This window comes from Mycoplasma imitans ATCC 51306 (genome assembly GCF_000518305.1).
GTDB lineage: Bacteria > Bacillota_I > Bacilli_A > Mycoplasmatales > Mycoplasmoidaceae > Mycoplasmoides > Mycoplasmoides imitans.
Genome location: NZ_JADI01000007.1, coordinates 57,504 through 70,287, shown reverse-complemented (window position 1 = coordinate 70,287; position 12,784 = coordinate 57,504). Strand labels below are relative to the sequence as shown.

At 27.8% G+C, this 12,784-nt stretch carries 13 protein-coding genes; 10 read left to right on the top strand and 3 right to left on the bottom strand.

The window, feature by feature from the left end; all coding sequences use genetic code 4:
* The 5 genes from scpB (at window position 1) to P690_RS0100785 (ending at window position 5,145) form a co-directional block, all read left to right on the top strand.
* Entirely contained in the window at window positions 1-876 is an 876-nt protein-coding gene (gene scpB, locus P690_RS0100805; protein WP_027121910.1) for an SMC-Scp complex subunit ScpB, read from the top strand.
* 222 nt (window positions 877-1,098) lie between these two features.
* Window positions 1,099-1,527, top strand: coding sequence for a division/cell wall cluster transcriptional repressor MraZ (mraZ, locus tag P690_RS0100800; RefSeq protein WP_027121909.1), 429 nt, complete (start codon window positions 1,099-1,101; stop codon window positions 1,525-1,527).
* Complete coding sequence (gene rsmH, locus P690_RS0100795; RefSeq protein ID WP_245576642.1) at window positions 1,517-2,455, top strand: 16S rRNA (cytosine(1402)-N(4))-methyltransferase RsmH; 939 nt, start codon at window positions 1,517-1,519, stop codon at window positions 2,453-2,455. Before mraZ ends, rsmH begins: the two co-directional genes overlap by 11 nt.
* 3 nt (window positions 2,456-2,458) lie before the next feature.
* Window positions 2,459-3,748: a hypothetical protein gene (locus P690_RS0100790; RefSeq protein WP_027121907.1), complete on the top strand. Its 1,290-nt coding sequence runs from the start codon at window positions 2,459-2,461 to the stop codon at window positions 3,746-3,748.
* Window positions 3,748-5,145 carry a cell division protein FtsZ gene (locus P690_RS0100785; protein ID WP_027121906.1) on the top strand — a complete coding sequence of 466 codons (1,398 nt, stop codon included), beginning with the start codon at window positions 3,748-3,750 and terminating at the stop codon, window positions 5,143-5,145. The genes P690_RS0100790 and P690_RS0100785 overlap by 1 nt, the downstream gene beginning before the upstream one ends.
* A gap of 342 nt (window positions 5,146-5,487) precedes the next feature.
* Here P690_RS0100785 and P690_RS0100780 read toward each other — a convergent pair whose 3' ends face one another.
* The 3 genes from P690_RS0100780 to P690_RS0100770 form a co-directional block, all read right to left on the bottom strand.
* Window positions 5,488-5,847 carry a hypothetical protein gene (locus tag P690_RS0100780; protein ID WP_027121905.1) on the bottom strand — a complete coding sequence of 120 codons (360 nt, stop codon included), beginning with the start codon at window positions 5,845-5,847 and terminating at the stop codon, window positions 5,488-5,490.
* Window positions 5,847-6,101 (bottom strand): hypothetical protein, encoded by a 255-nt coding sequence (locus P690_RS0100775; protein WP_027121904.1) that lies wholly within the window; start codon window positions 6,099-6,101, stop codon window positions 5,847-5,849. The genes P690_RS0100780 and P690_RS0100775 overlap by 1 nt, the downstream gene beginning before the upstream one ends.
* 373 nt (window positions 6,102-6,474) lie before the next feature.
* Window positions 6,475-7,020 carry a hypothetical protein gene (locus tag P690_RS0100770; protein WP_027121903.1) on the bottom strand — a complete coding sequence of 182 codons (546 nt, stop codon included), beginning with the start codon at window positions 7,018-7,020 and terminating at the stop codon, window positions 6,475-6,477.
* A 1,323-nt stretch (window positions 7,021-8,343) separates the two neighbouring features.
* Here P690_RS0100770 and P690_RS0100765 point away from each other — a divergent pair.
* The 5 genes from P690_RS0100765 to recO are packed head-to-tail and all read left to right on the top strand — an operon-like array spanning window position 8,344 to window position 12,784.
* Window positions 8,344-10,341, top strand: a complete 1,998-nt coding sequence (locus tag P690_RS0100765) for a cysteine peptidase family C39 domain-containing protein (protein ID WP_027121902.1) — start codon at window positions 8,344-8,346, stop codon at window positions 10,339-10,341.
* Window positions 10,328-10,702, top strand: a complete 375-nt coding sequence (locus P690_RS0100760; protein ID WP_245576641.1) for a hypothetical protein — start codon at window positions 10,328-10,330, stop codon at window positions 10,700-10,702. The genes P690_RS0100765 and P690_RS0100760 overlap by 14 nt, the downstream gene beginning before the upstream one ends.
* A gap of 8 nt (window positions 10,703-10,710) precedes the next feature.
* Entirely contained in the window at window positions 10,711-11,205 is a 495-nt protein-coding gene (ybeY, locus tag P690_RS0100755) for an rRNA maturation RNase YbeY (protein WP_027121900.1), read from the top strand.
* Window positions 11,169-12,071 (top strand): GTPase Era, encoded by a 903-nt coding sequence (era, locus tag P690_RS0100750; RefSeq protein ID WP_027121899.1) that lies wholly within the window; start codon window positions 11,169-11,171, stop codon window positions 12,069-12,071. The genes ybeY and era overlap by 37 nt, the downstream gene beginning before the upstream one ends.
* Window positions 12,059-12,784: a DNA repair protein RecO gene (gene recO, locus P690_RS0100745; protein ID WP_027121898.1), complete on the top strand. Its 726-nt coding sequence runs from the start codon at window positions 12,059-12,061 to the stop codon at window positions 12,782-12,784. The genes era and recO overlap by 13 nt, the downstream gene beginning before the upstream one ends.

The following is a 12,784-nucleotide window of genomic DNA, read 5'->3' as shown; positions in this document are numbered from 1 at the left end:
ATGAAAACTAAGATCAAAAAGATAACCAAAAAATTTAATCTAAAAAAACAAACTAAAGTAGAAGAACTATCTACACAAGAGATTATGGAAGATCAAAAGGAGTTTTCTCAAGCTGTTGATAAGTTAACTGCAAAAAAACAAAAAACTACTTTTGAAGATATTGGTAACTCTACTGTAGATTTTGAAACTGATGATAACGATAAGTTTTATCAATCAGTGCGTAACGCTATTGAACAAACTAGTGAAATTGTTGATGATCTTGAACAAACCCAAGTAGTTAAGAAATCTAGTGAATCTAAAGAGTTGTCAGCCAAAGCTATTATTCAAGCTGCACTTTATGTTGCTGGAAGAAATGGGATGACTTTACAAGAACTAAATAAGATCTTACCCAAGATTCATCAAGATCAATTGTTTAAAGAATTAGAGGAGATGATCTACAGTTATGATCAAAATAACAACTTTGGTCTAACGATTAAAAACTATGGAGGTCGATATAAGATCTTAACTAAAGCTACTGTAAAAAAAGACATGCAGCGCTATGTTTCTGAGAAGTTTAAAAATCCATTGAATAAAAGTTTAATGGAAGTATTAGCGATTGTTGCTTATAATCAGCCTTGTACTAGAGTAAGAATTAATGAGATTAGAGGGGTAGATTCATTAGCTTTAGTAGATAACTTATTAGAAAAACAATTAATTATTGAAGTTGGTCGAGCAGACACTCCAGGGCGTCCATTCTTATATAATGTGTCTGAAAAGTTCTTTGATCTATTTGGAATCGAATCAACTGATGATCTTCCTCAAATCAAACACTTTGATCCAGATTCTTATCAAGAAGGAAATTTCTTTGATTCGAATCGCTATGATGAAAACGAATAATCTCCCACCAATAGCCACAAATTAATCAAAATTCAGATAAAATGACCGGTTTCGGTCATTTTTTTAGTGTTTGTAAACAAAAAAATTTATCAGTTTATTCCTTTAAAATAAAGGGTTTTAGCTATCGCATGATTTAAAAGTGTGAAAAAGTGTGAGAAAGTGGGAAAAAATGATTTAAAATATTAGTAGTACGCAAGGTCTACAAATAGGAGGTTAGATACAATGTTTATTGGCAACTATCAACATAATATCGATCCTAAGGGTAGATTAAACATTCCAGCTAAATTAAGAGCATTAATTCAAGATAACGTAGTGCTATCAAGAGGTTTGGATGGTTGTTTAGAATTACGTACTAACCAAGAGTTCGAAAACTACGCAAATAAGTTCTTAAGTCAATCAAATAACAAGCAACAAAACCGTAATTACAAACGTTTGTTATTTGCTAACTCACTAACAGTAGAGATCGACAGCGCCAACCGTATCTTGATTCCAGCAAACTTTAAAAAGATGGCAAATCTCAATAAGGAAGTTGTAATCATCGGTATGGGAGATCACATTGAATTATGAGATCTAAATGCTTATGAACAATTTAATGAAGCTAACTTTGATAAGTTTAACGAACTAGCTGAATCAATGGATGATGATCATTAATAATAATATTCACTATCCGGTGTTATTAAAAGAAGTTTTAGATAACTTAATAACAAAAAAGGACGGAACTTATTTAGATCTCACAATTGGATTTGGTGGTCATAGCTACAACATCATCAAAGCACTTAATGATCAGGGTCGATTAATCGGGTTTGATCAAGACCAGCAAGCAATAGCACATTGCAAGCAGTTGTTTAGTGAGTTTGAAAATGTATCTCTGGTTAATGACAACTTCGTTAATTTAAAAAAGCATCTGCAAAGATTAAATGTCAATAAGATTGATGGATGTTTAATTGATCTAGGTGTATCAAGTTACCAACTAGATGAACCACAGCGCGGATTTAGTTATCATTCTTTAGGTCGATTTGATATGAGAATGAATCAAGAACAAGAGTTAGATGCAACCAAATTGATTCAAAATTCATCAATTGATCAACTAGTGAAAATCATGCGCAACTATGGTGAAATTAAAGATCCTTATCGAGTTGTAGTAGCACTTAAAAAGGCTTTTGAACAAAAAGAATTAAATACTTTAGAAGTAGTAGAACTAATTAAAAATAATCTTAAAAAATCAGAACTGTATGCAAAAAAACATCCTGCAAGAAAATATTTCCAAGCGATTCGGATTGCTGTTAATAATGAATTAGAAGTCTTAGAAAAACTGCTAAGTTATCTTCCAAATTACTTAAATAAAAATGGAAGAATCGCGATCATTACATTTCATTCCTTAGAAGAAAAGATCGTAAAAAAAGCTTTTAGAAACTTATCAGCAACGCCATTACTTAACAATATTCCAATCAACAACGAATTACTAAAAAAATACCATAACCACTTTAATAAAGGACTAAGTCCAACTGAACAAGAACTTAATAACAATCGCCGTTCGCGTTCAGCAAAACTATTCGTCCTTGAAAAGATCACCGATTAAAGTATGTACAACTTAAAACAAACTTATTGCACACTAAACTTCTCAAAGCACAAAATTGATTTGGTACTATCAACAAACACTGACCAATCAATGCATTTATTACGTCAGATAACTATTGAAAACAATAACTTATATGACAACACTAAGATCATTAATCAAAGATTATTACTTCAAAAGATTCAAGACCAAATTGAACAAATTAATCAACGACACAAATTGGTAATTCAAAAAGTAATTCTTAATTTTGACGCTTTAATTAACGATCTTAAATCAAACCAAATTAATACTGGTTTAATTAACTACCTAAGTGCGCAACAATTTGATAACGAAATTAAAAAGTTTGTTTTAAATCACCAAAAAACACGTAATTCGTCTGAACAATTAGTAAGTTACCAAGTTTATCAAACGATCGATGAATCATCTAAAAAACCAGTTGATGAATTAAGAACTAATAAAAGTTATTACGCAACAATCCTAACTTACACAACTAAGTCTTTACTAGTTAAACAAGTTAAAGAACTATTAGCTGAGATTAATCTAATAGTTGGTGCTATCTCAACACAAGAATTAAATTACCAAACCAGTCAACAACTAAAAGATATCAACGACACTCTAGTTGTTGATATTCTAGAAGATTACACAAACATAAGTGTTTATCTAAATGAAACTTATGTGGTAAGCAAAAAGATTAATTTAGGCATTAACCAAATTAAGCAAAATGTGGTTAATAAGTTAAATGCTAAAAGTCGTAATGATGATTTAATTGCAATTGTTGATAATTACTTTAATAACAGTTTATTAACTTTAAACGAAGATAGTTCATATAACTTATTAATTAAAACCAACGTACAATTTTTAAGTTATCAATACCTATCAAAACAAGATCTTGATAGTTGCATTCAAAAACAATTAGTTTACATCATTGATCACATTAACAAAGAGTTGGAATTAATTAAAAGAGAGTTTAAAAAAACAATTAAACAGATCATTGTAAATACCAACCGCAATAGCGCAATTGCTAACAACTTATTAAACAAAGAAACTGAATTGATCAATGATGTTGAGATTAGCAAACTCTACCCACCAAAACTTTCATGTGCTAAAGCTAAGTTTATGCAAGCTTATTGAGCAATCAAAAAACAATATGAATTTGATTGCGCAATCAACAAGATTGACAACTACGTGATCACTCCACATGATTACAACTACGATCATGAAAGTGATAAGAAAGCAATGCTATTATCAATCAACAAAGAGTTAAGTAATATTCTAGCTAAGATAAGATTTAAATAATGTTCGATCAAAAAGATAAAAAACCCGACAAAAGTCTAGAGGCAATGCAAGAACAATTAATCAAACTGCAAAAAGAAATGGAAGCAGTGTTGATGAAGGATTCACATGCTAATCCGATTAAATTGGGTTATTTTGACGAACAATTATTAAACAATCAACAAGAAGAATTAGATCAACCTGAAGTTGAAGAAAAGATCCAATATTTTGTAAGTAAATATAAGAAAAACTACAAGATCAAAGTAATTGGAATTGGTGGTGCTGGAAATAATATTGTTGAAGATATCTTAAGACAATACCCCGATTTAGTTAGTGAAAATTTGATGTTTTATCAACTAAATACTGATTGTAAACATCTTAACCAATTAGCTAGAAACAAATCTAAAGCGATCAGATATCTGATCGATTCACCTTATACGTTTGGTAATGGTGCTGGTGGTGATGTTGAAAAAGCCAGAATGGCAATCTCGCAATACTTTGATCAAGAATTAAATGAGATCTTAAAAGAATGTGATATCTGTATTGTGATTGCAGGTCTTGGAAAGGGGACTGGAAGTGCTGGTTCAACTTACATTATTAATAAAGCAGCAACCAAAAAGATTATGACCTTGGCTTATGTGGTAATGCCGCCTAATACTGAAGGTAGTATTAGTTATGAAAAAGCCACTGACGCATTATATGAGCTATTAAAGAATGCTAACGCGATTAGCCAAACCAGAATGGATGATATTAATAAAAACTTAAATCATCTTTCAGTTCATGTACGCAGTCAAGAGATTAGTCATAATATTGGATTATCAATTAAAACAATCGTTAATTTAATTAATGAACAATCGATTCACAACTTAGATTATGCTGATCTGATCAGTTTTTTTAAAAAAAATGATCAACAAGCATACGAGTTCTTGGTGAAAGAGATTAAACTCTTAAGTAGCCAAGAAAGCTTAGTAGTTAACAAAAAATTACTAAACGAAGATTGATTAGATGCTAACCAGTTGATTGTCATCTATCAACTCAGCAAACAACTGCCCGGAAGGTTGTATGATGAGCTTAATGCTAGAATCAAAGCCTCAGTCAACAAAAACGCCCATATTGTGTTTGGGTCAAAGTATGTTGATGGTAATGATAATATCATTACGATTCTTGGCAAAAAAACTAGTAGTTTGATCCATTCTAATCGCAACTTAGGATATGATCCTTATGATTTAATCAATCGCCCTGATTATGCAATTAATACTGATCTCAATAATCCTTATGTCTGAAACCAACCCAAGCTGTTAGAAAATAAACTTTCTGTTCATAAACAAAATAATGACGATCACACGAATAAGACTCCGATTCGTGTTGAAAGTAAAATTGAAACTAGCAGCATCTTAAGTCTGCTAGATAGTGATGAATAAGATGATTTTTTAATCTTCTATTTATTATTAATAGTTTCATAATTAAACTCCTTTTATCGTAAATAATAACAATCCTTTTTTAGTCAACTTTTTGGTTTTTAAACTTTTAGCTTACAATTGATAGTATTAATTTATTCATTTTTGCATATATATTTCTATCATTATTTTCCTTTCATATTTTCTTTCTTAATTATCAATATTTTTCTATTTTTACTTATATTTATAATCAACACTTTGTTGGTCAGTTGGAAGTTAGAAGTACAACCAAAAAACTTAACCTTTAATTAATAGATTAAAGGCTTTACAAATTAAAAACCCATCGGTTTTATGAAGCTGATGGGTTTATTTATTTTTTATTGATACTGTTTGATGCTTAAATTGTTCAATCTTTTTTTCTAATTCTTGTTCTCAATCAATCATAGCATTTTTTGTTTTGAATGAAACGATAATCAGAACTAACTGCCCTCATACAAGAAACATAAAGATAAATGAGATTATGAATGATATGTATAACCCTTTAGTATTCTTCATGTTGGTTCCATTAACAAATGACACGCCATAAAAAGACAAGATTGTAAATGCAATTAAATCAGCCGTACCAACAACTACAACTACAACCATAAGTGCAATGAATGCTCCTCTAGGGATTTTAGTTTTAAATAATAATAAAGCAGTAATTGCCCCACCTAGTAAAGCGCCCACTAGTAAATGTATGATAAAGAAAACGATAACTGTTTGTGAACTTTATTAACAAAGCGATCAGTGTGTTTTATTTGTTGTTCGAGTTTATCATTATTAAGATTTTCTAAAACTGCGTTAGCAACTTCAGTCTTAATCTTGTTAATATCAAGATTAGCAGTTTTGCTATCCTTGTTTGGAACACTACTTGTCGCACTCAAAAAACTATTAAGATCATTATCTAATCCGCGACGCATGCTTTCTTTTTCAAGTTCCATTTTTCTTATCTCTTCAGCACGCTTTTGCTCCTTAATAAGAGCTTCTAATCTTTAGATCTCTTCTGTTGGCTTCTTTAAACTGTCAGTATCAACCTTAGTGTAGTCACTCGTAAAGTTTTTATCTGACTCAGTAAAGTCTTTTTTTATCAAAATCCATATTATTTAATTTTAATACTTCAATAATTATAACGAAAAAATCGTTCTTAATTAAATACATTTAATTAATGGTTAATTATTTGAAACTTAACAATTAATAATAGATGATTAAAAACTTTTCTTTTACACTTTATTCAACTTTACTTAAATTAAAAACAAAACCCATTAACTATTGTTAATGGGTTTATTTATTAAAATTATTTGCTTGAAATCCTAATTAGATATTTGTTTGAGTTGCTTCAACTTCAGCTACTTTTTTATCGATAGTTTTCTTAGCAAGAATTGAAGCGATTAGTCCTAATAATCCCCCGATAAATGGGATGAATATAGCAATAATAAATAATACCATTGGACCCATTAAGCCATCAATTTTTTTGTTGGCTGAATAGAATGCGCCCATAATAAATAAGATCAATAAAGCTATAAACACAATAATGTTTAATAAATAACTAAGAATTGCACCGATTCCACCAGATGCTATAACAGTTGAGTTAATCATGCCACCATTTGTAGATCCATTAAATATATTAGCTCCCACAACACCCGCTACGCTTAGAAGGATTAAGAAAGATAAAATATTTAAAGCAAAGAATACGATAACTGGAATATAAACCTTACGTTTAAAATTGTGTGCGAATTTCTTTAATTCGTTTAATTCAAATTTTTCAATTCTTTGTTGAAGTTGGTTTGCATCAGGCTGACTTACTGGAGCTTGATTAGATTGCAAATCGTTGTTTAAATTTTCAGAATTGTTGTTTAACATAACATTTTTATTAATATATAAAACTTCTTTTGTATTTTTTCAAGATAAGATTATATCAAATTAATATGCCGTAAAAAATGTTATTGATATTAATTCGAATATGAACCGCATTAGCGGTTTTTGTTAATAAGTTTTTGTTAAGGATTATGTTATTTCATTATTTGAATTAAAAAAGTTTATCTGATAATCGAAATATATTAGTGCACCAAGACTATTAATTTAAGTAAGCATTTCGATAATAACAATACAAAAGTTATTATCATTTGTAGGGTTTTTCATACATTTTTAGGATCAGAAATAATTATTAATAAATATAAAAGTCATTAGATCAATTATGCTGAAAACATTAAAAGGTACATGTTCTTCATGTTTGTGTTAACTCAAAACAGATAATTAGTTTATTCATTAGTTTTGAAAACCTCAAATTCAACATCAAATGTCTTATGTCTTTGGTTAAGTAAAACGACGCTTGTTCGAATTATTCTGTAGTTGTTAAATCATCACCGTAAAAGATTTTCTAGAGCAATAATATTGCAGGCATTATCAATAAAAACAATCTGCATATTTATTTAAGAAAGTAACTTTTATTAAATTTAGAAACTAATTATAATTTTTAAAAAATGTTAAAAATATGCGGTAAATTCGATATAAATAGAAAATATAAATTGGTTAAAATATAAATTTGATTAGATCTTGAAGATATGTATTAAACAGGTTTTTATATTCATTTTTTGCGATTTGTTTTATATACCTTCATGTTTTCCTTGAACAAGATTAACCTGTTGCAAATAATTGCAAATTTCAAAAGTTAATCTTATAAAATTGGAGAAAAAATTAATTTTATGTAATCTTGATTTCCTAAACTTTTTAGTTTACATTTTATTTAAACAGATTTAATTTCAAGCGCGTCACCGTTAACTAAATTTTCTAATCAACACCTAGGAACATAATGAGTTTTGTAGAATTAATTGTTTTAGCTTTTAGGATTAGTTGTTTAATTTATTAAACAATTAATCTTTTAATTTATTTATCTGCTCTCTTTTTTAATTTGTTCTTGTTTACCTTTATAAAATTATATTAACCTTTCTTTTTTGAGTTAATTAATTGTTTTACACAAAATTGAATTCGGTGCCAGCTAATAACTTTAGCAACAAAAATATATTTAAAATACGGTAAAAATTGATATATTTATTAATGGATCATTATCTCTGTTAAAAAAATCAATGCAATCTTTATTCATTAAAGTTCTACATTAAAATTTTTTGAAAAATTATCTTCTTTTTAAATAAAAAATACATATCTTTTTATGTATAGAAGATAACCGTGAGATTAATTAAGCAAACAGATAACAACGATTGTGGAATTGCAGTAATTAGGATGTTATACAACCATTACTTCAATGATGATCTAAATGATTTTTTAATCAAGGCTAATACTCATATTTCTAGTGGCGGAATTAACATTATTCAGTTCGAAGATATTGCAAATAAACATCACTTAATATCTGAGTCTTATCAAGCTAGTTTTAAAGAACTATTAAAACTAAATGATAAATATTTAGTTTGCTTGCTAAAAGCTGAAGATTTTAACCATTTTGTTGTTGTTAAAAAGAAGAACACAAATTTTGTTATTTTTGATCCTAGCTGCAATAATAAAACGTTGATTAGTTATAAAGAATTTGAGGAAAGATTCGCGGGAATTATTATCAGGGTTAATCCAGATTATCAAAACTATACAAAACCTGATTATGACACAAAATTTAGTTTCACAAAGATAATTAGCATTAAATATATTTTTATCTTTTTAGTTATTGAATTATTAGTAACCTCTACAAGTATTGGTCTAACTTTTTTATTTAAAATCCTAATTAATGATGTGATAAATACTTCGGTAATTAATAACATTTTAATAATTATTATTACATTTATCTTAATTAAAGTGATCAACCTAACAGGATCGGGATTGTTAAGTATTTGGCAACAGCAATTAATCAAAAACCAATACCAGTATTGGTGATCGCAATTATTAGTCACATTTAGCTTACCCAAGACAATTAGATTAATAAAGGATGATATTGGCAAGATCTATAAATATGATGATTTCTTGTTAACGTGTTTAGAATTTTATGTAAAAAAGATCGTAAATTTTATTAATAATACGTTAATAGTTTTTGTTTCTATTATTTTGCTTTATAGAATTCACATTTTCTTTTTATTCATAACTTTATTTCAAAGTTTTGTTTCATTGATTTATTTAGTTCTGAACTTATTTTGATTTAAAGGCTATAAACAAAAATCTAGAGAATTGCAAATTAAACAACAAACTTATTTATATGAGTTTCATAAAACCATTGTAAATACACAACATTCAGGTTTTTTTGAGCAATGGTCTAAAGATGTTAATACAGTTTTTAGTGATAGCTTAAATTTGAACAAGAAGATGAATCAAAGCGCAAACTTTAGTAATGGTATTTTTGAGTTAATCAAATATTTTATTACCTGTATTACATTAGTTGCTGGAATTTCTTTGATAATCAATTTAAATACGATTGATTTAGCGACTTTAATTTATGTTAGTACATTACAAGGATTGCTTATAGGAAGCATTGATGGCTTGATTAAATTTGTGAATGAATCTTATGAATTTAAGATTGCAAAAAAACATATTTGAAACTTACTTTTATTACAAAAAGAACCGCAAATATTAATAAATCGTTCAAAAAAGATTAAATCTGTAGAGTTCAAGAATGTTTATTTATTTTTTGATGCTAAACCAATATTCAATAATTTAAATTTAGTAATTAACCAACCGGTATTTTTATCTGCAAGAAATGCTAGCGGTAAGTCTACACTTATTAAATCGATTATTAAAAGACAATTGTTGTCTTCAGGTGAAATTTATATTAACGAAATTGATATCAACAAATATTCAAATCAATGATTTATGAATAATGTAGTTTACTTATCAGACCAAAGAACTAGCGTTGAACTAAGTAATGAATGATTAATCGAATTTTTGAAAAAGAATAAACGTCCAGAATTATTAGAAATAATCGAATATTTTAAGCTTTTTGATGCTGATAAATACAATTTGAGTTCGGGTCAAAATCAAGTATTAAAATTGTTACATTCATATAATTCACGTAACAAACTTTTCTTACTTGATGAGGTATTAAATAACGTCGATGAAGCAATAAAGCATCGAGTGTTTAATATCATCATAAAACAAATCATCAAAAATAATTTAACAATTATGATCGAGCATGATTATAGTTTTAGCGAATATTTTAAAAAGCAGATTAACTTACATGAACACCAATAAGATTATTAACAGTACAATAGCTAGTTTATTTGTTGTTTTGATAACTTTTTTAGCAATTGTTTTTCTGGTAAAAATTAATGTTTATGAAAGTTATCTTTTTCAAAAACAAGATGAAACGATTTATCTTAATTTGGATAAGAATGCAGAATTGGTTAAATTCATTGAAAAGAAAAAAGCAAAATACTTGATCGGTTATTACAAAAACAATGCTAACGCCCTTAAGTTTATTATTGAAGACAGCGATAATAATGGCTTAATCAAGATTAGTAATCAATCGATTGATGAAAATATCGGAACAATTAGCTTTTATTTAGGCAAAACCCATTTATATGATCATTTAATTAAATCGGTTAATCTATAATTAACGATATGATTAATCATTTTGATTTAAAAAAAGTTCCAAAAAATATAAAAGAAGATTTTTCTAAAATCTTAGATTTAGTTAATCAGTGTTTTTCAACTCATTTCAAAATAAAAAATCAGTTATATTACGAGCTTATTTTTGTAAGTGAAAAAGAAAGCCTAGAACTAAATTCTTCACTACGAAACAAACAATACGTTGCTGATGTAATTAGTGTTTGCTTATGAGAGAATGCAGAAGTAGTAACACCTTTGTTGGGCGAAATTTTCATTTGTCCAAAAAAGATCGCGCAAGATGCAATTAAATACGATGTTAATTATTGGTACTTATTAATTAGAATGATTGTTCATGGATTATTACACCTTTTAGAATTTGATCATGAGCAAAGCGATGCTTATGAATATGTTACCTTAACAATTCAAGAGCAAATTGTTAATAAGGTGATTAAAACTGCCAAAAATAAGATATGAAAAAATCAGGAATTGTTGTCATTACTGGATTAGCAAGCGTTGGCAAATCTACGTTAATTAATAAGATTGCTAACAGTAAAGTTGCGATCATTTCAAAGTATGATCAAACAACTAGAAACGTCATAGCTCATAAGATTGTTCATGAGAAAATCGATTATTTATTATTAGATACGCCTGGATTTCACAAGAGTTTTAATAAATTAAGTTTATTTTTAAATAGCGAGATTAAACAAGCTTACAAATACGCTCATGCTTGTATTTTAATTGTTGATAGTACTAAAAAACCAAGCGAAGAATTTATTAATCTTTTAAAGATTATGAAATCATATGAGATTGATAACTTGATCGTGATTTATTCAAAGATCGATTTAGTTAAAACTGAACAGAATATTAACGAAGCTGATAAATTAATTAACGAATCATTTAAAGTTGTTAAAAGGATTAAAGCCAATCTTTTAACTGATCATATTAATGATCAGATCGACGAAGGTTTAGAACAATTATTAGATGAAAATTACCAATTACCAGAATATGAATTGGATGAAAATGAAAAAGATAATTTTGAGATCAAAGAAATCATCCGTGAAAAGATCTTAAATAATACTTTTCAAGAAGTTCCTCATTCTGTAGCAGTAATTATTGAAGCAAAAAGCTATGATCAAGAAAAAAAGATCTTTAATATTGAATGCGCAATCGTTACAGAACGTGAATCACAAAAAAAGATCATTATTGGTAAGCAGGGATCGATGATCAAAAAGATTGGAATTCAAGCAAGACATGAATTACTAAATATTTATGATTGTAAGATCAACCTAAAACTTTTTGTTAAAGTCGAAAAAGAATGACGTAACGATGATTATTTAATAAAATCATTAGGTCATAAAAAATGAGTTCTATAACCAAAAAAGGCTATATTATTGATTACTTTGACCATGGTGAAAATGATCAGATCATCAAGGTGTTATTTGACGAGAATAAAATTTTAAATTTAATAAGTGTTGGAAGTAAAAAATTGTTATCTAAAAACGGTCGATATATCACACTAGGATCATTGCACGATTTTGAGTTTTTTCAATCTCGTTCATTAGAACGACTATCTAAACTAAAAAAAATTCACAAGATTGACACTAAAGATGCTACGATCAGTGAATCATTACCGATGGTAATTATGCACCATTATTTAAATAAAAAAAGTGGTGAATTAGACAACAATTTTTTTGCTTTTTATGATGATGTAATTAATTATGTAATTGAGCAAAAATACAGTGATCAAGTTATTATTATTTATATTTTGTTACACATCATTCACCTAGAAGGAATTGCTTTTCAATTTGTTAACTGTGGAATTTGTCATAGCAAACAAATAATTACGATATCGTTTAAAAATATGTATGGTTTGTGTGAAAAATGCGCTTATGAACAACATGAATTTTTGTATGACAAAAAATTTATGCGTAATATTTTTTGGTTAATTTATAAAAATGACTATGAAATTTCTCCCTTAGATAGTAAACAATACATATCTTTAATAAGGGGGTTGGCGAACGCGATTTATCATAACGCGGGCATTTATTTAGAACCAGTATTTAGTTATTTAATACAATTAAAATAA